Here is a 22509-nt window from a genome sequence, read left to right on the forward strand (position 1 = left end):
CAGTAACAACACCGTCGCTCAAGCGACCAGGAGCAGCAACGTGGCGAAGCAAAGTTCTCAGAAATTCATCGCGCGCAACCGCGCGCCTCGAGTGCAGATCGAGTACGACGTCGAGCTCTACGGCGCCGAGAAAAAGGTCCAGCTGCCCTTCGTGATGGGCGTGATGGCCGACCTCGCCGGCAAGCCTGCCGAGCCTTTGGCGCCGGTGGCCGACCGCAAATTCCTTGAAGTGGACGTCGATAACTTCGACTCGCGCCTCAAGGCCATGCAGCCGCGCGTAGCGTTCCACGTCCCTAACGAGCTGACCGGCGAAGGCAACCTGAGCCTGGACATCACCTTCGAAAGCATGGACGACTTCAGCCCGGCCGCCGTGGCCCGCAAAGTCGACTCGCTGAACCAACTGCTCGAAGCCCGCACCCAGCTGGCCAACCTGCTGACCTACATGGACGGCAAGACTGGCGCTGAAGAAATCATCATGAAGGCGATCAAGGACCCGGCACTGCTCCAGGCACTTGCCAGCGCGCCCAAGCCTGCAGGGGACCAGTAATCATGACTGACAATACCGCCCGCGAAGGCTCCCAGATCCTGGGTGCCACCGAAGAAGCCAGCGAGTTCGCGAACCTGCTGCTGCAAGAATTCAAGCCCAAGACCGAGCGTGCCCGCGAAGCCGTGGAAACTGCCGTGCGCACCCTGGCCGAACAGGCGCTGGCGCAAACCGACCTGGTGTCCAATGACGCGATCAAGTCGATCGAATCGATCATTGCCGCCATCGACGCCAAGCTGACCGCCCAGGTCAACCAGATCATCCACCACCAGGATTTCCAGCAACTGGAAAGCGCCTGGCGTGGCCTGCACTACCTGGTCAACAACACCGAGAGCGATGAGCAGCTCAAGATCCGCGTGCTCAACATCTCCAAGCCGGACCTGCACAAGACCCTGAAGAAATTCAAGGGCACCGCATGGGACCAGAGCCCGATCTTCAAGAAGATGTACGAAGAAGAATACGGCCAGTTCGGTGGCGAGCCCTACGGCTGCCTGGTGGGCGACTACTACTTCGACCAGTCGCCACCCGACGTGGAACTGCTCGGCGAGCTGTCGAAAGTCTGCGCCGCCATGCACTCCCCGTTCATCGCCGCAGCGTCGCCGACCGTGATGGGCATGGGCTCGTGGCAGGAACTGTCGAACCCACGCGACCTGACCAAGATCTTCACCACCCCGGAATACGCAGGCTGGCGTTCGCTGCGTGAATCGGAAGACTCACGCTACATCGGCCTGACCATGCCGCGCTTCCTGGCACGCCTGCCGTACGGCGCCAAGACTGACCCGGTGGAAGCGTTCGCCTTCGAAGAAAACACCGACGGTGCCGACAGCTCCAAGTACACCTGGGCCAACGCCGCGTACGCGATGGCCGTGAACATCAACCGGTCGTTCAAGCACTATGGCTGGTGCTCGCGCATCCGTGGCATCGAGTCCGGCGGCGAAGTGGAAAACCTGCCGGCCCACACGTTCCCGACCGACGACGGTGGCGTGGACATGAAGTGCCCGACCGAAATCGCCATCAGCGACCGCCGCGAAGCGGAACTGGCGAAGAACGGTTTCATGCCGCTGCTGCACAAGAAAAACACCGACTTCGCCGCATTCATCGGTGCGCAGTCGCTGCAGAAACCGGCCGAATACGATGACCCGGACGCCACCGCCAACGCCAACCTGGCCGCACGCCTGCCGTACCTGTTCGCCACCTGCCGTTTCGCCCACTACTTGAAGTGCATCGTTCGCGACAAGATCGGTTCCTTCAAAGAGAAGGACGAGATGCAGCGCTGGTTGCAGGACTGGATCCTCAACTACGTGGACGGTGACCCTGCGCACTCCACCGAAACCACCAAGGCCCAGCACCCGTTGGCTGCCGCCGAAGTGATCGTGGAAGAAGTGGAAGGCAACCCAGGCTACTACAACTCCAAGTTCTACCTGCGCCCGCACTACCAGCTCGAAGGGCTGACCGTGTCGCTGCGCCTGGTATCGAAGCTGCCTTCGGCGAAAAGCGCGTAAACCCCGCATGAGCCGGCTCTTTTGTGGGAGCCGGGCTTGCCCGCGATTGCATCACCGCGGTCTGCCAGCCAGGCCGCGGTGATGCAATCGCAGGCAAGCCAGTTCCCACAGAAAAGCATTGCCCATTGGGCTTAAACAAATATCGTGGCTGAGACCACACAGGGAGAAAACATGGCTGTTGATATTTTCATCAAGATCGGCGACATCAAGGGCGAGTCCATGGACAAGGCCCACAAGGACGAAATCGACGTGCTGAACTGGAGCTGGGGCATGGCCCAGTCCGGCAACATGCACGTGGGTGGTGGTGGTGGCGCGGGCAAGGTGAATATCCAGGACCTGTCGCTGACCAAGTACGTCGACAAGGCCTCGCCGAACCTGATGATGCACTGCGCCAGCGGCAAGCACATCGACAAGGTCAAGCTGACCGTGCGCAAGGCCGGCGGCGAAAGCCAGGTCGAGTACATGGTGATCAACCTGGAAGAAGTGCTGGTCACCTCGCTGAGCACGGGCGGTTCGGGTACCGATGACCGACTGACCGAGAACGTCACCCTGAACTTTGCCCAAGTGATGGTCGACTACCAGCCGCAGAAAGCCGACGGCACCAAAGACGGCGGCGCGATCAAGTTCGGCTGGAACATCCGCTCCAACACCAAGCGCTGATAGCTCTGGTGGCCGTGGCTGCGCGCCACGGCCCCAGGCCTCCCCGCTCACCAACCGTCCCCCTCACAACCCGTCCGTGGAGCTGCTTTGGTGGTAACTGAAATCGCTTCCCGCGACCGTCTGCAACCGTCCCTGCTGGACCGGCTGACTGACGACGACCCGACCAACCCCAAGGAAAGCGCCGACAAACGCGTGCTGTCCCTGACCCAATTGAAAGCCTCGGTACTGCGCGACCTGGCGTGGCTGCTCAACACCACGTCGTTGCTTGATGCCGATGCCACGCTGCACACCCAGGCCGGCACCTCGGTGGTCAATTACGGCCTGCCGGCGCTGGCGGGCAACAGCGTTTCCAGTGTCGACATCAAGGCCCTGGAAGCCCTGATCTACCAGGCCATCGCCACCTTTGAGCCACGCATCCTGCGCCATACGCTGCGGGTCAAGGCGCGTGTCGGCCATGGCGAGATGAATCACAACGCCCTGAGTTTCGAAATCGAAGGCGACCTGTGGGCACAGCCGGTGCCGTTGCGCCTTTTGCTGCAAACCGACCTCGACCTGGAATCCGGGCATGTGCGTGTGGTCAACGCCGACCAGCGGAGGCGCCCATGAACCCGCGCCTGCTGGAGCTGTACAACCAGGAACTGCACCATGTGCGCGAAAGCGCCGCGGAGTTCGCCAAGGAATACCCGAAGATCGCCAGTCGGCTGACCCTGTCCGGCATGGACTGCGCCGACCCGTACGTTGAGCGCCTGCTCGAGGGTTTCGCGTACCTCACCGCCCGCGTGCAGCTCAAACTCGACGCCGAATACCCGACCTTCACCCATAACCTGCTGGAAATCGCCTACCCGCACTACCTGGCGCCGACGCCGTCGATGACCGTGGTGCAATTGCAGACCGACCCCGACGAAGGCTCGCTGACCAGCGGTTTCCCGTTGCCCCGCGACACCGTATTGCGTGCCGCCCTGGGCCGTGAGACCCAGACCTGCTGCGAATACCGCACCGCGCACCCGGTGACGTTGTGGCCGCTGCAGGTCAGCAATGCCGAGTACTTCGGCAACCCCGCCGCCGTGTTGGGCCGGTTGGCGGCCAGTGAGCCGAAAGCCAAGGCCGGCCTGCGCCTCACCTTGCGCACCGGCGCCGAATTGCCCTTCAACAGCCTCGACCTGGATAACCTGCCGCTGTACCTCAGCGGTGCCGACGAGCAACCGTTCCGCCTTTACGAGCAACTGCTGGGCAACGCCTGTGCGGTGTTTGCACGCAAGCCTGGCGGAGACTGGGTAGAGCGCCTGCCGCAAGATGCCCTGCGCTCTCGGGGTTTTGATGACGCCGACGCGGCCATGCCCGTGGTGGCGCGTGCGTTCCAGGGCTATCGCCTGCTGCAGGAATACTTCGCCCTGCCCCACCGTTTCCTGTTCGTCGAGTTCGCCGAGCTCAGCCGCGCGGTCAAGCGTTGCGACGGCCAGGAACTGGAGCTGATCGTGCTGTTCGACCGCCACGAGCCGAGCCTGGAAGGCAGCGTCGGCGCGGCGCAGTTCCTGCCGTTCTGCACCCCGGCGATCAACCTGTTTCCCAAGCGCGTAGACCGTATCCACCTGTCCGACCGGGTGAACGAACACCATGTGATCGCCGACCGTACGCGGCCGATGGATTTCGAGATTCATTCGTTGAGTGGCATCACCGGCCATGGCACCGGGCCGGAACAGCCGTTCTTGCCGTTCTATGCGGTGCGCGACCCGTCGCGCTATGGCCGCGACCAGGCCTATTACACCGTGCGCCGCGAGCCGCGCGTGCTGTCCAGCGACCAACGCCGCAACGGCCCGCGTTCCACGTACGTGGGCAGTGAAACCTTTGTCAGCCTGGTGGACAGCGGGCAAGCGCCTTACCGTCATGATCTGCGCCAGCTCGGCGTGACCGCGCTGTGCACCAACCGTGACCTGCCGTTGTTCATGAGCGTGGGCAACGGCAAGACTGACTTCACCCTGGCCGACAGCGCCCCGGTATTGGCCGTGCGCTGCGTGGCCGGCCCGAGCCGACCGCGCGCCAGCCACGCCCATGACGCCAAGGCCTGGCGCCTGATCAGCCAGTTGTCGCTCAACTATCTGTCCCTGAGCGAACAGGGCCAGGGCGCGGCAGCCTTGCGCGAACTGCTGCGCCTGTATGGCGACAGCAACGACGCCGCCCTGCAATTGCAGATCGAAGGGCTGCGCGACGTCAGCAGCAAATCGGTGACCCGCCGGCTGCCGATGCCCGGCCCGATCGTGTTTGGGCGCGGCCTGGAGATCACCCTGGAATTCGATGAAAACGCGTTTCGCGGCACCGGCGTGTTCCTGCTCGGTGCAGTGCTGGAACGCTTCCTGGCACGCTACGTGTCGATCAACAGTTTTACCGAGACGGTGATCCGTACCACCGAACGCGGCGAGATCATGCGATGGAAAGCCAAGCCCGGACGTCGTCCGACCCTGTGAGTACCCTGGATGCGATGCATCAGGAGCCCTGGGAATACGATTTCTTCCAGGCGTTGCGGCGTATCGAGTGCGAATCGCCTGAGCTGCCGCGCCTGGGCCATTCCCTGCGCCTGGCCGATGACCCGTTGCGCCTGGGGCAACAGGCGGATTGCACGTTCGCCCCGGCCACGCTGGCATCGGTCGATCCCGGTGGCGACGGCAAGCCGGCGCGGCTTGAGCAGTTCTTCTTTGGCCTCGGCGGCCCCAATGGCCCGCTGCCGCTGCATATCACCGAGTATGTACGCGAACGTCAGCGCAACAATGCCGACAGCACCAGCAAACAATTCCTGGACGTGTTCCACCACCGTCTGCTGAGCCTGTTTTACCGGGCCTGGGCCGAAGCGCGGCCGACGGTCAGCCACGACCGCCCGGACGATGACTACTGGTCTGCACGCCTCGCCGCCCTGAGTGGCCGTGGCATGCCGAGCCTGCTGAACCAGGGGCTCATCCCGGATACCGCGAAGCTGCATTACAGCGGCCACCTCTCGGCGCAAACCCGCTACCCGGACGGTTTGAAAGCCATTCTCGGCGAGTACTTCGGCCTGCCGGTAGAGATCGAAGAGTACGTCGGCCAGTGGTTGGAACTGCCTGAACGCAGCCGCGTGGGCGTGAGCGCCAACCGCCTGGGCGTGGACGTTTGCCTGGGCAGCTTCGTGTGGGACCGCCAGCACAAATTCCGTATCCGCCTGGGCCCCCTCAAGCTGGATGACTACATGGGCATGCTGCCCGGCCGCCAGGCTTTCAACGAGCTGGTGGCGTGGGTGGCCGAGTACCTGGGCCATGAACTGGACTGGGACCTGAACCTGATTCTGCAACAACCCGAAGTGCCAGCGCTGCAACTCAACGGCCAGTTCCGCCTGGGCTTCAATACCTGGCTCGGCAAGCCCGAGCATGACGCCAACGACCTAATCCTGGCCCGGCACTACGCCGACCACGCCACCACCTCAAGGAATCCAGAGCATGGGTGAAATCAGTCGCGCCGCACTGTTCGGCAAACTCAACAGCGTGGCCTACAAGGCCATCGAAGCCGCCACCGTGTTCTGCAAACTGCGGGGCAACCCGTATGTGGAACTGGCCCACTGGTTTCACCAGTTGCTGCAACTGCAGGACTCGGACCTGCACCGCATCATCCGTCAGTTCAACGTCGAACCGGCGCGCCTGGCCCGTGACCTGACCGAAGCCCTGGACCGCCTGCCGCGCGGTTCGACGTCGATCACTGACCTGTCGTCCCATGTGGAAGAAGCGGTAGAGCGCGGCTGGGTCTACGGCAGCCTGATGTTCGGCGAAAGCCAGGTGCGCACCGGTTATCTGGTACTCGGCATTCTCAAGACCCCAAGCCTGCGCCATGCGTTGCTGGGCCTGTCTTCCGAGTTCGACAAGATCAAGGCCGAAGCCCTGAGCGAGCGTTTCGATGAATACGTCGGCGACTCGCCGGAAAATGCCTTGAGCGCCAGCGACGGTTTCAATGCCGGCGCCGTGCCAGGTGAGGCCAGCGGCGCGATGGCGCCGAGCGCGATGGGCAAGCAGGAAGCGCTCAAGCGCTTTACGGTGGACCTGACCGAACAGGCCCGTAGCGGCAAACTCGACCCGATTGTTGGCCGCGATGAAGAGATCCGCCAACTGGTCGACATCCTCATGCGTCGTCGCCAGAACAACCCGATCCTCACCGGTGAAGCCGGCGTGGGCAAGACCGCCGTGGTCGAAGGCTTCGCCCTGCGCATCGTCGCCGGTGACGTGCCTCCGGCACTCAAGGACGTGGAACTGCGCAGCCTCGACGTAGGCCTGCTGCAAGCCGGCGCGAGCATGAAAGGCGAGTTCGAACAGCGCCTGCGCCAGGTTATCGAAGATGTACAGGCCTCGGCCAAGCCGATCATCCTGTTTATCGACGAAGCCCACACCCTGGTGGGTGCCGGTGGCGCTGCCGGCACGGGCGACGCGGCCAACCTGCTCAAGCCTGCGCTGGCACGCGGCACTTTGCGCACTGTGGCCGCGACCACCTGGGCCGAGTACAAGAAACACATCGAGAAAGACCCGGCCCTGACCCGCCGCTTCCAAGTGGTGCAGGTTGCCGAGCCATCGGAAGACAAGGCGCTGCTGATGATGCGCGGCGTGGCGTCGACCATGGAAAAACACCATCAGGTGCAGATCCTCGACGAGGCCCTGGAAGCGTCGGTGAAGCTGTCTCACCGCTACATTCCGGCGCGCCAGTTGCCGGACAAGTCCGTGAGCCTGCTGGACACCGCCTGCGCCCGCGTCGCCATCAGCTTGCACGCAGTGCCGGCCGAAGTGGACGACAGCCGCCGCCGCATCGAGGCCCTGGAAACCGAGCTGCAAATCATCGCGCGCGAGCATGCCATCGGCATTGCGATTGGTGCTCGCCAGAGCAACAGCGAAGCCTTGCTGACGGCCGAGCGCGAGCGCCTGGCGACTCTGGAAAGCCGTTGGGCCGAAGAGAAAGCACTGGTGGATGAACTGCTCGCCACCCGCGCAACGCTGCGCGAAAAAGCCGGTGTGGTGGACAGCGCTTCCGGTCACAACGACAGCGATGAACTGCGTGCACAACTGGTCGACCTGCAACAGCGTCTCACCACCCTGCAAGGCGAAACCCCACTGATCCTGCCAACCGTGGACTACCAGGCCGTGGCCTCGGTGGTCGCCGACTGGACCGGCATCCCGGTGGGCCGCATGGCCCGCAACGAGCTGGAAACCGTGCTCAACCTCGACCAACACCTGAAGAAACGCATCATCGGCCAGGACCACGCCCTGCAGATGATCGCCAAGCGCATCCAGACGTCTCGCGCCGGCCTCGACAACCCGAGCAAGCCCATTGGTGTGTTCATGCTGGCCGGCACCTCGGGCGTGGGCAAGACCGAAACCGCCCTGGCACTGGCCGAAGCCATGTACGGCGGCGAGCAGAATGTCATCACCATCAACATGAGCGAATTCCAGGAAGCCCACACGGTATCGACCCTCAAGGGCGCACCGCCGGGCTATATCGGCTACGGCGAAGGCGGTGTATTGACCGAAGCGGTGCGGCGCAAGCCCTATAGCGTGGTGCTGCTGGACGAGGTGGAAAAGGCCCACTCGGACGTGCACGAGATCTTCTTCCAGGTGTTCGACAAGGGCGTGATGGAAGACGGCGAGGGTCGGGTGATCGACTTCAAGAACACCCTGATCCTGCTGACGACCAACGCCGGCACCGAGTTGATTTCCCAGGTCTGCAAAGACCCGGCGAACGTGCCGGAGCCGGAAGACATCGCCAAGGCCCTACGCCAGCCGCTGTTGGAGATTTTCCCGCCGGCGCTGCTCGGTCGCCTGGTGACCATTCCTTACTACCCATTGAGCGACGAGATGCTCAAGGCGATCACCCGCCTGCAACTCAACCGCATCAAGAAGCGCGTGGAGAGTACGCACAAGGTCGCCTTCGACTACGACGACGCGGTGGTCGACCTGATCGTCTCGCGCTGCACCGAAACCGAGAGCGGTGGGCGCATGATCGACACCATCCTCACCAACAGTCTGCTGCCGGACATGAGCCGTGAATTCCTCACGCGCATGCTCGAAGGCAAGGCGCTGGCGGGTGTGCGCATCAGCAGCCGGGATAACGAATTGCACTACCAGTTCAACGATTGACCTGACGGAATGCGATTAAAACTGTGGGAGCGGGCTTGCTCGCGAAGGCGGTGTGTCAGTTGACGCATCCGGTGGCTGATTCACCGCATTCGCGAGCAAGCCCGCTCCCACATTTGGAGCCGGTTCCTACAGTTATTAAGCAATTTACGGGTTAAGCGATGCTATTCAACCAAGCCTCACGCCTGGCCAAGATCACCAGCCCCCTGGGGCCGGATGTGTTGCTGCTCAATGAAATGGGCGGTGGCGAAGAGCTGGGGCGGCTGTTCAACTACGAGCTACAACTGACGTCCCTGGACGCCAACATCGACCTCAACCAGTTGCTCGGCAAGCCCATGAGCGTGGGCCTGCAACTGGCGGACGGCGGCGAGCGGCACTTCCACGGCATCGTCGCGCGGTGCAGCCAGAACATCGACCAAGGTCAGTTCGCCAGTTACCAAGTCACGCTGCGGCCTTGGTTATGGCTGCTCAGCCGCACCTCCGATTGCCGGATTTTCCAGAACCTGAGCATCCCGCAGATCATCAAGCAGGTGTTCCGTGACCTGGGTTTTTCCGACTTCGAAGACGCCCTGAGCCGGCCGTACCGCGAGTGGGAATACTGCGTGCAGTACCGCGAGACCAGCTTCGACTTCGTCAGCCGCCTGATGGAGCAGGAAGGCATCTACTACTTCTTCCGCCACGAGCAGGACCGCCATGTGCTGGTGCTGGCCGACGCCTACGGCGCCCACACCACGGTGCCGGGCTACGCGTCGATCCCCTACTACCCCAAGGACGAGCAGCAGCGCGAACGCGACCACATGCACAACTGGCACCTGGTGCAGGAGGTGCAGCCCGGCTCGCTGGAGCTCAACGACTACGACTTCCAGCGCCCCAGCGCCAGCATCGACGTGCGCTCGGCCATGCCGCGCCCGCACACTGCCGGTGACTACCCGCTGTACGACTACCCCGGCACCTACGTGCAAAGCGAAGACGGCGAACACTACGCCCGCACCCGCATCGAAGCCCTGCAAACCCTGCACGAACAGATCGAGTTCAGCGGCAATGCACGGGGCCTGGGTTCGGGGCATTTGTTCAGCCTCACCGGCTTCAGCCGCCAGGACCAGAACCGCGAATACCTGATCGTCGGCTGCCGCTACTACATCGTCCAGGAAAGCCTGGAAAGCGGCGGCGGCTCGGGCTCGGCACAGTTCGAGAGCAGCCTCACCTGCATCGACGCCCAGCAGAGCTTCCGCCCGCTGGCCAACACCCACCGCCCTATCGTCAAAGGCCCGCAGACCGCGCTGGTGGTCGGCCCCAAGGGCGAGGAAATCTGGACCGACCAGTACGGCCGCGTGAAGGTGCACTTCTATTGGGACCGCCACGACCAATCCAACGAAAACAGCTCGTGCTGGATTCGCGTGTCGCAATCCTGGGCCGGCAAGAACTGGGGCTCGATGCAGATCCCACGAATCGGCCAGGAAGTGATTGTGAGCTTCCTCGAGGGCGACCCCGACCGGCCGATCATCACCGGCCGCGTGTACAACGCCGAGCAGACCGTGCCTTACGACCTGCCGGAAAACGCCACCCAGAGCGGCATGAAAAGCCGCTCGAGCAAGGGCGGCACACCCGCCAACTTCAATGAAATCCGCATGGAGGACAAGAAGGGGTTGGAGCAGTTGTATATCCACGCCGAGCGGAATCAGGACATTGTCGTCGAAGTCGACGAAAGCCACTCTGTGGGGCATGACCGGAATAAGAGCATTGGGCATGACGAGGTAGTAACGGTCGGCAACGACCGCGTGCGTGCGGTCAAGCATGACGACATGCTCATGGTGGGGTTCAGCAAGACCGATGCCATCAGTAAGAGCTACCTGATTGAAGTGGGTGAAAACCTGCGTCTGGTCTGTGGCAAGAGCGTGCTGGAGCTCAACGCCAGCGGGCAGATCAACCTCACCGGCGTGCAGATTAACGTGTACTCCGAAGGCAGCTCCGAGATCAACACCGGGGGCAACTTGCACCTGAACATTGGCGGTAAGGGCGGCACTACGCCCATGGGCCAAGGGGTCAAAGGCGAAATCGACGCTGCCGTCAATTCCATGTTTCCCAAGCCGCCTTCCGGCCAATAACGAGATCCGAGTTTCATGACCTATCGACTCAATGAACTGCAATTCACACTGCCCAGCGATGACGTGCAGGATGCGTCCATCAATATCCTGAAGTTCGCCGCGCTAGGCACATCCTTGATCGTCAGCCGTAGCCTGCTCGGCGATGGTGAAACACTGCAAAGCAACTTCGACGGCCAACTGGCCAAACTCGAGAAACAGGTGCAAGACTTGCGCTACCAACCGGCGCAGGTAGTTCGCGTGGGCGCGGCGCAGGATGTCGATGCCATCGAAGTACATAACCAGTTCAGCAAGGGCGCCGAGCGTATCTATCAATACCAGTTGGCGCTGGTTGTACCGGGCACCCAGCAGATGCTTGCCCTGAGCTATGTCAAAGCCCAGCCCCTGGGCGATGCAGAAAATGTCCACTGGGCAACGATCAAAAACACCCTGCTGCTGAATCCGAAGCCTTGAAGCCCTTCCTCCATGTCTGACGCACTTTGGGCGGCACGCCTCGGCGACGGCCTGCTACACACCTCGGTTATGGCCGACATCCTGGGCGGCGTGCTGGAAATCGCCGCCAACATCGCTATTACAGCGGTAGCCACTGCTGCGATCGTGGCCGCGACCGGTATTACCGTCGTTACCGGCGGCCTGGGCTGTTTTGTGCTCGGCGCGGTGGTGGGAATCATCGTCGGTATCGGCATGAGCAAGACGGGGGCGGACAAGGGGCTGACAAAGGTTTGCGACTGGATAGGCAACGCTTTGTTTCCGCCGGTGGTGATGGCGACGATCGCCACCGGCTCACACAACACCTTCACCAACGGCATACCCTCTGCACGTGCCGCAGGTGCTATCGGTCCGGTCAGCTCGCAACCCGCCGAAGGTGGCAGTCCCGAAGAAGCCAGCTACCTGGACATGGCCAAGGGTTTTTTCTCGCAGATGTGGCGTCCCACAGTAGCGGTTCCTGCGCCAGGCGCAGTACCCAAACCGCTGGATATCGTGATCTGCACCAAGCATCCGCCGATGCCGCCGCAGTTTATTGCCGAAGGCTCCAGCAAGGTCACTATCAACGGTCAGCCGGCCGCCCGTAGCGGTGACCGCAGCACCTGCGACGCCTCGATTGTCGAGTCAGGGATGATCTCCAGCAACGTGCGCATTGGCGGTAGTCCGGTAGTGGTCCGCGAGATTCGCAGCGGCAAGACGCCGGGTGTCGGGCTGGCGGTAACCGCGCTGTTGATGCTGCGCGGCGGTGGTTCGAAGTTCTTCAGCAAGCTGCCGTGCATGGTGGTGGGCGGACTGGTGTCGTGGGGCACCAGCCAGGTTACCAACGCCATTTCCTCTGCCGTAGTCGGCTCGCCCAACCCGGTGCATAGCTCGACGGGCGCGAAAATACTTGATGGCGAGGACGACCTGGACTTCGTCCTGCCCGGCCTTCTCCCTATCGAATGGCAGCGCTACTACAGCAGCCGAGACGAACGTCGAAATGGCCTGTTCGGCGCTAGCTGGAGCGTGATCTACGAAGTGTTTGTCGAGATTGGCGCACACCCCGAAGGTGGGGAACGGCTGGTCTATACCGATGAGCAAGCACGACAGGTCGACATGGGCGTCATCCCGCTGGGCGGTGCCGTATTCAGCGCAGGAGAAGGCTTGAGCGTACGGCGCAATACCAATGGCCAACTACTGATTGAAAGCGTTGATGGGCTCTATCGGCTATTCGAACCAACACCAGGCACCGCCTCACGCCTGCGCCTTAGCCAATTGGGGGATCGCAACGACAACCGAATCTTCCTCGACTATGACATTCAGGGTCGGCTGAGCCACTTACGAGATACGTTCGACCATGTGCGTGTCGAACTTGTTTACAGCCAGCAATGGCCGGCGCGAGTGGAGCAAGTCGAACGGCTATACCCCGATCACCGCCGGGAAACCCTTGTCAGTTACAGCTACGATTCTCGCGGCGACCTGGCCGAAGTTCGCGATACCGACGCAAACGTGCAACGCCGCTTCGCCTATGACAACGGCCAGCGCATGGTCGAGCATCAACTGCCCACCGGGCTGCGTTGTTACTACCAATGGGACTGCGTGGACGGCAGCGAATGGCGCGTGGTGCGGCACTGGACCGATGAGGGTGACGAATACCTGTTCGACTATGACCTGCCGGCCGGCATGACGCGCATTACGGATGGCTTGCAGCGTCTCAGCACACGCCGCTGGAACTCGCAGTACCAGATCACTGAGTACACCGACAACCTGGGAAAGACTTGGCAATTCGAATGGAATGAGGATCGTCAGTTGCTCAGCGCGACTGACCCACAAGGCGGCAAATGGCAGTTCGGCTACGACGAGTCCGGCAACCTGTGCAGCACTCAGGATCCGTTGGGGCGTATCGAGTCGACGTTGTGGCTGGAGCATTGGTCGCTGCCGCTGGTGGAGACCGATGCGGCAGGCCACGCGTGGCAATATCAGTACGACCAGCGGGGCAATTGCGTCAGCGAAATCGACCCCTTGGGGCATGCCACACGTTATCGTTATGACACCTTTGGCCAAGTGATAGAGATCGTCGATGCAACGGGTAAAAGCAAAACCCTGCGCTGGAATGAAACCGGGCAGTTAATCCAGCATATCGATTGTTCAGGGTATCCCACAGCGTTCGAGTACGACCGCCAGGGCCACTTGCAGGTAGTCATCGACGCCTTGGGTGAACGGCAGCGTTATCAACACGACAGCCAAGGCCGCCTGCTGCAAACCGAAATGCCGGACGGCCGCATCGAACAGTACCTGCGCGACACCAGCGGTCTGTTGATCGGCTATACCGACGCTGCGGGCCACACCACTCGCTACCAATACGGCCGTCGCGGGCAAGTGCGCCAACGAATAGATGCCCACGGCCGGCAGATTGAGTTCCGCTACGACGCCTACGGGCACCTCCAAACCTTGACCAATGAAAATGGTGAGAGTTACCGCTTTACCTGGGACCCGTGCGACCGTCTCGTGGAGCAACAAGACCTCGACGGCAGCGCCCGACGTTATGCCTATGACCTTCTGGATAACGTAGCCGCCGTTGAGTACGTGCCCAACGGGCAGACACCTGAGCCTTCAATTGTGCATCGACTCGAACGAGATGCAGTGGGCCGCTTGCTGCTGAAACAAACCGATGATGGTCGCACCGAATACGCCTACGACCCGTTGGACCAACTCACCGCTGTCACCTTCATCGGCAATGACGAAACCACCCAGGCACTGGCCTTCGCCTACGACGCGCGCGGCCAGTTGCTCATCGAACAAAGCGCCGCCGGCAGCCTGAACTACCACTACGATGAACTCGGCAACCTGATCCAGACGCAGTTGCCCGACGGACGCTGGCTCAACCGCCTTTACTACGGCAGCGGCCACCTGCACCAGATCAACCTCGACGGCCGCGTCATCTGCGACTTCGAACGCGACCGCCTGCACCGTGAAGTTCTGCGTACCCAAGGCCAGATCACCACACGCAGCGAATATGACCGCAGCGGCCGCCTGCGCTCAAGGATACGCCGCCCCAATGGCCAGCCCACGCAACTGCCGGCCGCCCAGCAAAAACACTTCGACTATGACCCGGCCGATAACCTGATCGGCCGCCTGGAGCGTGACCGCGATAACCGTCGGGATCAGCACCAACTGCTCCATTACGACGCGACCGGGCGCATCATCGCCAGCCAGGACGACATTCAAGGTCAGCGCGAAACCTTCGCCTACGATGCCGCCGCCAACCTGCTGGACGGCCCACAGGCCAATGCGGGCCTGGTGGTGCATAACAAGCTGTTGACCTATCAGGACAAACGTTACCGCTACGACGGTTTCGGTCGCATGATCGAAAAGCGCAGTGCAGCGCGTGGCGTACAGTATTTCGCCTATGACGCTGAGCATCGCCTGATCGAAGTCCGTAGCCAGAAGGATGGTCGCGAAACGGTCGTGAACATGACCTATGACCCGCTCGGCCGGCGCATCGCTAAAACCGAACATGACAGCAACGGCTACCCGTTGGGCGAAACCCGCTTTGATTGGGAGGGGTTGCGCCTGTTGCAGGAACATCGGCACAGCCAAACCAGCCTCTATATCTATGAAGAAGATGGCTATGCACCGCTGGCTCGAGTGGACGGCACGGGCGAGCATCAAAGTGTGCGCTATTACCACAACGACCTGAACGGATTGCCTGAGCAACTGACCGAAGCTGATGGGAAAACGGTGTGGCAGGCGCGGTATCAGGTGTGGGGGAATGCGGCCGAAGAAGTGCGTGAGGCGTACTTTATCGAAGAGCAGAATTTGCGGTTCCAGGGGCAGTATCTGGATCGGGAGATTGGGCTGCACTACAACACATTTCGGTTTTATGATCCGGATGTGGGGAGGTTTACGACGCCGGATCCGATTGGGTTGGCGGGTGGCTATAACCTTTACCAATATGCACCCAACACGTCCGGGTGGATCGATCCGCTTGGCCTGCTCAAAGAAGGTGAAGTGGCAGGTTACGGTGCAAAAGCCCACAAGAATGATGGGCTGGAAGCACACGAGATTGTCCGCAATAAATTTCTGGAAGAAAAAGGTATTGCCAAAGGTCGGCGTTACAAAGGCAACCCGTCCATTGCCCTTTCTCCCGAGCATCACGACATGGTACATGCCGAGGAAAATCGCTTGCGGCGTGCTCGCGGGATGGGGCCCAATCAAATGCTCAAGCGCGGGAAGCTGGAAATTCGCCTCATGTCCCAAGCCATACATAACTCGCTGGTCAAAACCGGCATCATCACGCAACAACAGGCCAGAACGGCGAGGCGCTCTGCCGCTTCATTCGCCAAACGAAAAGGTTGTTTCTAAAGGATCAAGCGTTATGGGCATCAATCAAATCATTCTGTCAGGGCAAGATCATAACTATGGACAAATAGGCGGAGGAGCATGGCTGACAGACCTTGATTTATGGCCTAAAGATCCGCAAACCGGTCAACTGATGCTACCAGTTATGACGATAACTTCGACGTTCCTGACCGTCCCATTCATCCCGTCGGGGATGGCCTTAACGGTGTTCCTCAGCGTTGATCGAAATGATGAATCCTATACGCGCGCATCGATACGCAACTTAGCCGTTCATCAACAAGGCGAGATGGAGAAACTTCAACTTGGCAAAAGTTGCGTTCTGCTTCACACGCTCGCGTCTTCTGAGCTCACCCCCGCTACGCTGGTGGATCTGATTCCTCGAATGTACATTGCTCAACAGCCATTGACCTCTGAGCAAATGAAAGAAGAGCTAGAAGATTTGGACTGTGGCGTAGGTATCAGCAAGATTTTAGGGCGCCCCGCTTGGTTGCAAGACCCCCTGTATGAAAGCCCTCGCTATTATTTCTTGGCTCAGCTAACCGACTCCGACATCGCAAAAATAAGCCCTCGTCACGAAGGAATATTCGGCGGCGGCATCGGCTATATTTTCGCCGATAATCGAGCAAAAAAGATGAACGAAGGCGATCTAGGGGGCTATTTTTTCGTTCAGTTTACTTGAGCACACCGGGCAGGGCCCATTATCAGCCTTCGGATATATCCTTTAGCGTAATCAGTGAAACCTTGATTCAGACTCCAATTAGCAATTTAAAGGCCCCGGTGAGTTAACAGCCCCAAAGTGACGGTGCTCGGCACTCAAGCCTACGTTCGAACAGGTCCACACCAGAGCGTGCGCTACTACCACGACGACCTGGACGGATTGCCTGAGCAACTGACCGAAGCTGATGGGAAAACGGTGTGGCAGGCGCGGTATCAGGTGTGGGGGAATGCGGCCGAAGAAGTGCGTGAGGCGTACTTTATCGAAGAGCAGAATTTGCGGTTCCAGGGGCAGTATCTGGATCGGGAGGTTGGGCTGCACTACAACACATTTCGGTTTTATGATCCGGATGTGGGGCGGTTTACGACGCCGGATCCGATTGGGTTGATGGGTGGACTCAATCTGTACCAGTACGCGCCAAACCCCATTGGCTGGATTGACCCGTGGGGGGTGGGCAGGTGACCCAGCGAAAGCGACCCACATCACCTACGTCGGCGTAAAAGACGGTAAACCTTATGTGGGTTACGCCAGCAAACCTGGACTGGGGCACTCTGCCCAGGATGTGTTGAACTATCGTTATCCTAACAAGGACATTTTCGACGTAGCACCGCGTGCCGTATTCAAAGGAAACGGACAAGAAGGTAAAGATATTGCACGTGGTTTAGAACAAAGGATTTATGAGGACAAATTGAAAGAAGGACCTGTCGCCAATAAGCAAAGGCCCGTAGGTCCGAAAAACAAAAGGCGGGATATTTACTTAGCTGCCGCTGATAAACATAGAGGTGTTAAGCCTCAAAAGCCCACTAGCAAACCTAAAGGTCCTGGAAGATGTTGAAAAAAATCACTTGGGAAGAGGGCAAGGTGTTCAGTTTGAAACTGAAAGAAGACTTGTACACTCTTGTCCAGATGCGTGCAGACTACTATCTTCAATTCTTTGATCTAACATGTGCTCAAGATGAATGGAAAGGTATGGATCTTGGAAAAGCCAATACCTTATTCTTTATCTTCACCTCGACCAAGGCATTGAAAAGTTTAGCTGTCAGCACACCGTCACCGGATGAGATAACCATTGATAAACGCCCTCCGGAAAAAAAAATGCTGAGAGCCATCATTGGCGGTAACTATGGAGCCGACTTGATCGAACTACCCGACTCTCTTGAGGAGTTGGAGGCTAAGGTTCTGAGGAATAATCTAACGCTCAGCGATGACTTAGAAACAATATACAAATATGAGCTTTCCGGCATGGTCGGTGATCCGGAAAAATTGCGAGAACGCTTGATAAATTATTTCGATAACGGAATAAACTGGGATAAGTCAAAGGAATTTTTATTCAAAGGCATCTCATTGCCCTCTGCAAAAAACATATGAAAAATAAAGAACTACAAAACTTTAAAACATATCACCTTAACCTGGGCAGCGAAGAAAAATTTGCTGCCAAGGTAAAGATCCTTTACGACAGGCTTATCGATAACCTAATGCTTCTTCCCGAAAAAGAAACTCAACTAGTTATTCTGGAAAACTTCAAACAGTGCATACTCAACATCAACAACTTCGAGGACGAAATAGAAACTGTTGAGCGCGAATCTGTGCTTGAGCATATTTATGCTATAGGGGAGATCGTGGGCCTAGACCCAACTTCAGAGTACGCAGAGGAGTGGCGAGGTGATTGGTGAAGAAAAAGGAGACAGATTCATTTAAGGATCGCCTAGCCAAGTAAGTAAAAAAATAAAATACATCCGTCCCCTTTATCGAAAGGTTTCCCGAAGTCTTCACGCGGTTTGTACAACAAAGCAATGAAAACCAACCTGCGTAAGGGATGCGGAAGATGAGCCTGATTAAAATCGTTGATTTGATAGAGAATTCTGACTGCACGACAACGCCTTCTACTGGGTTGCCGAGCAATCTCGTCCCCGATGACTTGGCCGATTTTTATAAGCATTACAGCAGCGCTGTTTTCTATCCAAGGGCACAGTACAGCTTCACAATTCTGGCGCCAGAGCTTGAACGTTCCGACTTTGTCGTTATGAACGAAGACTTGGACGACCCAGACTCAGCTAACTGGTATGCACTAGTTAAATGCGAAGACCAAGTAATCTCTATAGATCTGACTCCAGGCCCGAAATTTGGGTACTGCTACGACTCATTCTGGGACAGCTATCCTACTGCTGACGAGAGCACCTTGGTTGCAAAATCATTTACTGAGCTGGTCGAAAAAATCATTAACTCCAGAGGTAGCAATCTTTTCTGGATACCTGGGCATACTTGATGAGGGATTGCCGTAATCGCCTCGAGCTGGATTGTATCTACTGACGATCCATACGGTGGTGCAAAAGACCAGGAACTCGTCGAAGGCATTCGTTAAAGCACTTAATAAGCGGCCACAAAAAAAGGGCACCCGACCCAGTCGGCGTGCCCATTTTCCTACCTCCCCGCCCCCTGTCGAGACGGCACTGCTTACGCGTTAACGGTGTCTTTAAGCGACTTGCCCGGCTTGAACGCAACGGTGTTGCTCGCCTTGATCTTCACAGGCTCACCGGTTTGCGGGTTTTTGCCGGTACGGGCGCCACGGTGGCGTTGCAGGAAGGTGCCGAAGCCCACCAGGGTGACGCTGTCCTTGCGGTGCAGGGCGCCGGTGATTTCTTCGAGAACGGCGTTAAGGACGCGGTTAGCCTGTTCTTTGGTGAGATCCGCTTTTTCAGCGATGGCGGCTGCGAGTTCTGGTTTACGCATAAGTGAAGCCTCTTTGACGGTTTTTTGTTGTTATGTCCGTGCTGCTCATCGTTGGAGCAACGCCCAAAGCGCCGCAGGCTCTACTCTGCGGCAGACGGGAGTGAGGATGGCATGCCCTCGCACGCTCCGCCAGTCTCGCGGCGACCTTTCTAGGGGGAAAAACGTGCTTATTCCGACAGAACGACCTGTATTTACGCCAGTAACGGCGGAAGTTCTTTATTGAGGGCCAGTTTGTCCATCACCGCAGTGCCGGTCAGCGCATAACCCAGCAGGCGGCCACTGGCGTCGCGGCACAGGGCCTTGATGTCGGCGCCCTCGCCTTCGACGCTCCACACGCCTTCGGTGCCCCGTGGCGGTGGCGAAACCACCAGCGGGCAGACCGGGGTTTTCACGGTGACCGGCATCGGGCCATAGCTGACAGCTGTGGCGTTGCCGGCCAGGGTCTGGGCCAGGGCACGGGCGCAGCTCATCAGCGGCATGACGTACAGCAGGTTGAGGCCATCGACCTCGGCGCAGTCGCCCAGGGCGTAGATATTGGCGTGGGAGGTCTTGAGGTGGCGGTCCACCATGATCCCACGGTTGGTCTGCAGACCGGCGGCGGCGGCCAGGTCGACACGCGGGCGCAGGCCGATGGCCGAGACCACCAGGTCGCAGTGCACCACTTCACCGTCCGACAGGTGCGCTTCGAGGCCGTCAGCGCTGCGTTGCAGGCGGTTGAGCACCGGGCCCAGGTGGAAACGCGCGCCCAGCCCTTCCAAGCCGGCCTGTACCGCTGCGGCCGCCGCCGGGTGCAGCAGGGTCGGCATGACTTGCTCGCACGGCGCCACCAGGTCGATTTCATAACCGCCGAGGATCAGGTCGTTGGCGAATTCACAGCCGATCAGGCCGGCGCCAAGCAGCAGCACGCGGCGTTTGCCGGCGGCGGCGGCACGAAAGCGTGCGTAGTCTTCGAGGTCGTTGATCGGGAAAATCAGCTCAGCCGCATCGCCTTCAACCGGCACACGCACGGTTTCTGCGCCCCAGGCCAGGATCAGGTCGCGGTAGGCCACCGCTTCCTCGCCGATCCACAGGCGCTTGTGACCAGGGTCGATACCGCTGACGCGGGTATGGGTGCGCACTTCGGCCTTGAGTTGCTCGGCCATGGCGCCAGGTTCAGCCATGCTCAAGCCATCGGCTTCCTTGTTCTTGCCAAAGCCGGTGGAGAGCATGGGCTTGGAGTAGGAGCGCCCGTCATCCGCGGTGATCAGCAGCAATGGGGTCTCGCTGTCGAGCTTGCGAAACTCCCGGGCCACGTTGTAACCGGCCAATCCTGTGCCGATGATCACGACAGGTGCGCTCATTCCTTTCTCCTTCTAGTACTTATCTGAAAACCGAAAATTAGCCGATTTCGATCATTTCGAAATCCATTTTGCCCACGCCGCAGTCTGGGCACAGCCAGTCTTCGGGGACGTCTTCCCAACGGGTGCCAGGCAGAATTCCGTCATCCGGCCAGCCGTCTTTCTCGTCATAGATCAGGCCACAGACTACACATTGCCACTTCTTCATCACTTGCTTCCTCAGGGTCCAGGCATCTTGGCCGACGGTCGATAGACCCGCGTTGCCGTGCGGCTCAGGGCGTTTTGTACTGATCGGGGCCGGCAGATGCAAGCACGATCGACGCAAACAGCCGGTTCAGTCCGGCAAAACCCCGGGACGCCATGGTAAGCTCGCCGCCTCTTTTGCTGCCAATACTGACTCACCGTGCCGCACTCAATCGTCCCTCCCGATGCTTGCCAATGGCTGATCCAGAGCCTTCTGAGCCCTGCGCCCGCACCCTTGATCCTCAATTGGCTGTTCAACGAAGACTCGCTGACGCGGCGACTGACGTGGCTGTCCAACGATGGTTTCAGCGTCACGCCACTGTTCGAGGGCTGGCAGCCGCTGCGCGATGATGAATGCGCCGCCCTGGCGCTGGCACCGGCCAGTATCGGTTGGGTGCGCGAGGTGTATCTGCGTGGGCATGGCCAACCGTGGGTGTTCGCGCGCAGTGTGGCGGCGCGCAGTGCCTTGCAGGGGGACGGCTTGCACATGGATGAATTGGGCAGCCGCTCGCTGGGCGAACTGTTGTTCTGCGACAGGGCGTTCACCCGCCAGGCGATCGAAGTGTGCCATTACCCACGAACCTGGTTGCCCACCGCCGATCAGGTCGACGGGTTGTGGGCACGCCGCTCACGCTTCGATCGCGGCCCTTTGAGCGTGCTGGTCGCGGAGATCTTTTTGCCTGGCTTCTGGCACGCGCTGCACGCCCATCCGGAGAACTGCTGATGTATCAACGTCTGCTCAAGTCCCTCAACCACCTGAACCCCAGGGCCTGGGATTTCATTCAGTTGACGCGCATGGACAAACCCATCGGCATCTACCTGCTGCTGTGGCCAACGCTATGGGCGCTGTGGATCGCCGGCAAAGGCTCGCCGTCCTTGGTCAATATCGTGATTTTCGTACTGGGTGTGGTACTGACCCGCGCCGGCGGCTGCGTGATCAATGACTGGGCCGACCGCAAGGTCGACGGCCATGTAAAACGCACCGAACAGCGCCCACTGGTGAGCGGCAAGATCAGTTCGAAAGAAGCCCTGGTGTTTTTTGCGGTGCTGATGGGCATCAGTTTCCTGCTGGTATTGCTGACGAACGCCACCACCATCCTGCTGTCCCTCGGTGGCCTGGCCCTGGCGGCGAGCTACCCGTTCATGAAGCGCTACACCTATTACCCGCAGGTGGTGTTAGGGGCTGCGTTTTCGTGGGGCATGCCGATGGCGTTCACCGCCGAAACCGGCAACCTGCCCGCCGCTGCGTGGCTGTTGTATATCGCCAACCTGCTGTGGACCGTGGGCTACGACACTTATTACGCCATGACCGACCGTGATGATGACTTGAAAATCGGCGTGAAATCCACCGCCATTCTGTTCGGTGAAGCCGACCGCGTGATCATCCTGACCCTGCAGGGCCTTTCACTGGCGTGCCTATTGCTGGCGGGCGCACGGTTCGAGCTGGGGGGCTGGTTTCACCTGGGGTTGTTGGCGGCGGCGGGCTGTTTCGCCTGGGAGTTCTGGTACACCCGGGACAAGAACCGCCTGAAGTGCTTCAAGGCATTCCTGCACAACCACTGGGCAGGGTTGGCGATATTTGTCGGGATTGTGGCGGACTACGCGTTTCGCTGAATTTTTTGTGACAGCTGGGCTGACGTCTTCGCGGGCAAGTCGAATCGTCGCACCGCCGCTCCCACATTTGGAATGCCTTCCCCTGTGAGAGCGGGGTTGCCCGC

Annotated in this window: 20 protein-coding genes and 1 pseudogene; 18 read left to right on the top strand and 3 right to left on the bottom strand. The window is 59.7% G+C overall.

Going from position 1 to position 22509, the window contains the following annotated elements; all coding sequences use genetic code 11:
• Positions 1–40: 40 nt before the first annotated feature.
• The 16 genes and pseudogenes from tssB (at position 41) to ATH90_RS28220 (ending at position 18747) form a co-directional block, all read left to right on the top strand.
• Positions 41–547, top strand: coding sequence for a type VI secretion system contractile sheath small subunit (tssB, locus tag ATH90_RS28150; protein ID WP_010207547.1), 507 nt, complete (start codon positions 41–43; stop codon positions 545–547).
• A 2-nt stretch (positions 548–549) separates the two neighbouring features.
• Positions 550–2046, top strand: a complete 1497-nt coding sequence (gene tssC, locus ATH90_RS28155; RefSeq protein WP_010207548.1) for a type VI secretion system contractile sheath large subunit — start codon at positions 550–552, stop codon at positions 2044–2046.
• A 171-nt stretch (positions 2047–2217) separates the two neighbouring features.
• Positions 2218–2706 (top strand): Hcp family type VI secretion system effector, encoded by a 489-nt coding sequence (locus ATH90_RS28160; protein ID WP_005792512.1) that lies wholly within the window; start codon positions 2218–2220, stop codon positions 2704–2706.
• Between the two features lie 90 nt (positions 2707–2796).
• Positions 2797–3312 carry a type VI secretion system baseplate subunit TssE gene (tssE, locus tag ATH90_RS28165; RefSeq protein ID WP_027608263.1) on the top strand — a complete coding sequence of 172 codons (516 nt, stop codon included), beginning with the start codon at positions 2797–2799 and terminating at the stop codon, positions 3310–3312.
• Entirely contained in the window at positions 3309–5168 is a 1860-nt protein-coding gene (tssF, locus tag ATH90_RS28170) for a type VI secretion system baseplate subunit TssF (RefSeq protein ID WP_098467588.1), read from the top strand. The genes tssE and tssF overlap by 4 nt, the downstream gene beginning before the upstream one ends.
• Complete coding sequence (gene tssG, locus ATH90_RS28175; protein WP_034110324.1) at positions 5132–6175, top strand: type VI secretion system baseplate subunit TssG; 1044 nt, start codon at positions 5132–5134, stop codon at positions 6173–6175. Before tssF ends, tssG begins: the two co-directional genes overlap by 37 nt.
• A complete protein-coding gene (gene tssH / locus ATH90_RS28180; protein WP_098467589.1) occupies positions 6168–8840 on the top strand; it encodes a type VI secretion system ATPase TssH in 2673 nt (890 codons plus the stop codon). The genes tssG and tssH overlap by 8 nt, the downstream gene beginning before the upstream one ends.
• A 158-nt stretch (positions 8841–8998) precedes the next feature.
• On the top strand, positions 8999–10942 hold the full coding sequence (locus tag ATH90_RS28185; RefSeq protein ID WP_034110327.1) for a type VI secretion system Vgr family protein: 1944 nt from the start codon (positions 8999–9001) through the stop codon (positions 10940–10942).
• Between the two features lie 15 nt (positions 10943–10957).
• Positions 10958–11392: a DcrB-related protein gene (locus tag ATH90_RS28190; RefSeq protein WP_034110328.1), complete on the top strand. Its 435-nt coding sequence runs from the start codon at positions 10958–10960 to the stop codon at positions 11390–11392.
• A 12-nt stretch (positions 11393–11404) separates the two neighbouring features.
• Positions 11405–15769, top strand: a complete 4365-nt coding sequence (locus tag ATH90_RS28195; protein ID WP_244906008.1) for an RHS repeat-associated core domain-containing protein — start codon at positions 11405–11407, stop codon at positions 15767–15769.
• Between the two features lie 13 nt (positions 15770–15782).
• Positions 15783–16445 carry a hypothetical protein gene (locus ATH90_RS28200; protein ID WP_069078576.1) on the top strand — a complete coding sequence of 221 codons (663 nt, stop codon included), beginning with the start codon at positions 15783–15785 and terminating at the stop codon, positions 16443–16445.
• 153 nt (positions 16446–16598) lie between these two features.
• Positions 16599–16931, top strand: a pseudogene (locus ATH90_RS28205) (RHS repeat-associated core domain-containing protein); the annotation flags it as partial.
• A 67-nt stretch (positions 16932–16998) separates the two neighbouring features.
• Positions 16999–17316, top strand: a complete 318-nt coding sequence (locus tag ATH90_RS29310; protein ID WP_141537523.1) for a hypothetical protein — start codon at positions 16999–17001, stop codon at positions 17314–17316.
• Entirely contained in the window at positions 17310–17849 is a 540-nt protein-coding gene (locus ATH90_RS28210; protein WP_098467590.1) for a hypothetical protein, read from the top strand. Before ATH90_RS29310 ends, ATH90_RS28210 begins: the two co-directional genes overlap by 7 nt.
• Entirely contained in the window at positions 17846–18154 is a 309-nt protein-coding gene (locus tag ATH90_RS28215) for a hypothetical protein (protein ID WP_034110332.1), read from the top strand. The genes ATH90_RS28210 and ATH90_RS28215 overlap by 4 nt, the downstream gene beginning before the upstream one ends.
• Before the next feature lie 152 nt (positions 18155–18306).
• Positions 18307–18747, top strand: coding sequence for an SMI1/KNR4 family protein (locus ATH90_RS28220; RefSeq protein ID WP_141537524.1), 441 nt, complete (start codon positions 18307–18309; stop codon positions 18745–18747).
• A gap of 188 nt (positions 18748–18935) precedes the next feature.
• Here the strand turns inward: ATH90_RS28220 and ATH90_RS28225 are convergent, their stop codons facing one another.
• The 3 genes from ATH90_RS28225 to ATH90_RS28235 form a co-directional block, all read right to left on the bottom strand.
• Positions 18936–19211 carry an HU family DNA-binding protein gene (locus tag ATH90_RS28225; protein ID WP_003176958.1) on the bottom strand — a complete coding sequence of 92 codons (276 nt, stop codon included), beginning with the start codon at positions 19209–19211 and terminating at the stop codon, positions 18936–18938.
• A 191-nt stretch (positions 19212–19402) separates the two neighbouring features.
• Positions 19403–20551, bottom strand: a complete 1149-nt coding sequence (locus tag ATH90_RS28230; protein ID WP_098467592.1) for an NAD(P)/FAD-dependent oxidoreductase — start codon at positions 20549–20551, stop codon at positions 19403–19405.
• 37 nt (positions 20552–20588) lie between these two features.
• Positions 20589–20756 (bottom strand): rubredoxin, encoded by a 168-nt coding sequence (locus ATH90_RS28235; protein WP_015886569.1) that lies wholly within the window; start codon positions 20754–20756, stop codon positions 20589–20591.
• 195 nt (positions 20757–20951) lie between these two features.
• On the opposite strand from ATH90_RS28235, the gene ATH90_RS28240 reads away from it, so the two are divergent.
• A complete protein-coding gene (locus ATH90_RS28240) occupies positions 20952–21515 on the top strand; it encodes a chorismate--pyruvate lyase family protein (protein WP_034110339.1) in 564 nt (187 codons plus the stop codon).
• Positions 21515–22405: a 4-hydroxybenzoate octaprenyltransferase gene (ubiA, locus tag ATH90_RS28245; RefSeq protein WP_098467593.1), complete on the top strand. Its 891-nt coding sequence runs from the start codon at positions 21515–21517 to the stop codon at positions 22403–22405. Before ATH90_RS28240 ends, ubiA begins: the two co-directional genes overlap by 1 nt.
• Positions 22406–22509: the final 104 nt, after the last annotated feature.

It is taken from the genome of Pseudomonas lurida (assembly GCF_002563895.1).
GTDB classification, from domain to species: Bacteria; Pseudomonadota; Gammaproteobacteria; order Pseudomonadales; family Pseudomonadaceae; genus Aquipseudomonas; species Aquipseudomonas lurida.

What these genes read in the sequence shown, in the direction of transcription:
- tssC (WP_010207548.1), top strand. Translation starts at nt 550, where the DNA reads ATGACTGACAATACCGCCCGCGAAGGCTCCCAGATCCTGGGTGCCACC.
- ATH90_RS28160 (WP_005792512.1), top strand. Translation starts at nt 2,218, where the DNA reads ATGGCTGTTGATATTTTCATCAAGATCGGCGACATCAAGGGCGAGTCC.
- tssF (WP_098467588.1), top strand. Translation starts at nt 3,309, where the DNA reads ATGAACCCGCGCCTGCTGGAGCTGTACAACCAGGAACTGCACCATGTG.
- tssG (WP_034110324.1), top strand. Translation starts at nt 5,132, where the DNA reads ATGGAAAGCCAAGCCCGGACGTCGTCCGACCCTGTGAGTACCCTGGAT.
- tssH (WP_098467589.1), top strand. Translation starts at nt 6,168, where the DNA reads ATGGGTGAAATCAGTCGCGCCGCACTGTTCGGCAAACTCAACAGCGTG.
- ATH90_RS28185 (WP_034110327.1), top strand. Translation starts at nt 8,999, where the DNA reads ATGCTATTCAACCAAGCCTCACGCCTGGCCAAGATCACCAGCCCCCTG.
- ATH90_RS28190 (WP_034110328.1), top strand. Translation starts at nt 10,958, where the DNA reads ATGACCTATCGACTCAATGAACTGCAATTCACACTGCCCAGCGATGAC.
- ATH90_RS28195 (WP_244906008.1), top strand. Translation starts at nt 11,405, where the DNA reads ATGTCTGACGCACTTTGGGCGGCACGCCTCGGCGACGGCCTGCTACAC.
- ATH90_RS28200 (WP_069078576.1), top strand. Translation starts at nt 15,783, where the DNA reads ATGGGCATCAATCAAATCATTCTGTCAGGGCAAGATCATAACTATGGA.
- ATH90_RS28210 (WP_098467590.1), top strand. Translation starts at nt 17,310, where the DNA reads ATGTTGAAAAAAATCACTTGGGAAGAGGGCAAGGTGTTCAGTTTGAAA.
- ATH90_RS28215 (WP_034110332.1), top strand. Translation starts at nt 17,846, where the DNA reads ATGAAAAATAAAGAACTACAAAACTTTAAAACATATCACCTTAACCTG.
- ATH90_RS28220 (WP_141537524.1), top strand. Translation starts at nt 18,307, where the DNA reads ATGAGCCTGATTAAAATCGTTGATTTGATAGAGAATTCTGACTGCACG.
- ATH90_RS28225 (WP_003176958.1), bottom strand. Translation starts at nt 19,211, where the DNA reads ATGCGTAAACCAGAACTCGCAGCCGCCATCGCTGAAAAAGCGGATCTC.
- ATH90_RS28230 (WP_098467592.1), bottom strand. Translation starts at nt 20,551, where the DNA reads ATGAGCGCACCTGTCGTGATCATCGGCACAGGATTGGCCGGTTACAAC.
- ATH90_RS28235 (WP_015886569.1), bottom strand. Translation starts at nt 20,756, where the DNA reads ATGAAGAAGTGGCAATGTGTAGTCTGTGGCCTGATCTATGACGAGAAA.
- ubiA (WP_098467593.1), top strand. Translation starts at nt 21,515, where the DNA reads ATGTATCAACGTCTGCTCAAGTCCCTCAACCACCTGAACCCCAGGGCC.